At 77.7% G+C, this 521-nt stretch carries 1 pseudogene; it reads right to left on the reverse strand.

Features of this window, described 5'->3' with window-relative positions:
- Positions 1-521, reverse strand: a pseudogene (locus GH736_RS24255) (hypothetical protein); the annotation flags it as partial.

The following is a 521-nucleotide window of genomic DNA, read 5'->3' on the forward strand; positions in this document are numbered from 1 at the left end:
GGGCGCGTCGGCGAGCGCGGTGTCGACCCGGCTCGCCGCGTTGCGGGAGGCGCGCAGCGCGGCGGGCGCGAACCGCGCGTCCAGGCGCTCGAGGGCGGCCGCGGCATCCGTGCGCCGTCGCTCGAGGCGAGCGGCGTCCTCGCGGAGGGCGGCCAGGTCGGTGCCGGCGCCGCGTTCGAGGCGGCGCCGGGCGGCGAGCCCCGACTGCGCCACCTCGAGGGTGCGCAGGGCGGAGTCGCAGAGGTCGACGATGTACGCGCTCCACCTGCGCCGATCGGCGGCCGACTCCTGCTCGGCATCGTCGAGGCGCTGCTGCAGGAGGATCGCCTCGCGGAGCCGGAACCCGGCCGTCTCGAACGCCGTGCGGAGCTCACGAGCGGCGGCGGGACCGAACTGCGCCTCCGCGAACGCGATCTCGCGGCCGGCCTCGCGCACCGCCGTGTCGGCCTGCACGATGAGGCCCTTCGCGTGCACCTCGACTTCGCGTCCGGCGTCGAGCGCCGCACGCTCCCGTCGCACGC

Source organism: Agromyces humi (genome assembly GCF_009720255.1).
GTDB classification, from domain to species: Bacteria; Actinomycetota; Actinomycetes; order Actinomycetales; family Microbacteriaceae; genus Agromyces; species Agromyces humi.